The 443-nt window shown below is 52.6% G+C and carries 1 protein-coding gene; it reads right to left on the bottom strand.

What is annotated here, in order from left to right; all coding sequences use genetic code 11:
• On the bottom strand, positions 1 to 443 hold a 443-nt coding region (locus BGO59_RS34635; RefSeq protein ID WP_293691990.1), incomplete at both ends, for an SdrD B-like domain-containing protein.

The raw sequence follows: 443 nt of genomic DNA on the forward strand, positions 1-443 counted from the left end.
CTGATCTGTTACAGGTGAACTGACAATCGTGATCGATGTAATAGTGGTTGGGGTTGTGGCAGAGTACCCTTGTGGCGAAGTAGGCGTTACGTCGGTCAGGGTGCTGTTGTTATCCACCACTAGGCAGTAATCTCCTGGAGCCACACCCGCAAAATTATACGCTCCTGTCGTTGGGTCAGCAGCCATCGCCTGAGTTGCCGTTGTGCCACAGGTTGAGCCGGAGCGAGGTACTAGCTTGACGAACATAGCCAGTCCAATGCCGTTCTCCCCACTTCCTTTGAGCCCGTTATTGTTCGCATCATTGAAAACATAGCCTGATACAGACACGGTAGGCCCTGCTGTGACGGTAATGCCCACTGAAGCGGTAGCACACAAAGGGGTGGGTGACGTTAGATCACACACCTGATAAGTGAACGAATCCGATCCCAGGTAGTTGGTGTTGG

Source organism: Spirosoma sp. 48-14 (genome assembly GCF_001898575.1).
In the GTDB taxonomy this organism is placed as follows: domain Bacteria; phylum Bacteroidota; class Bacteroidia; order Cytophagales; family Spirosomataceae; genus Spirosoma.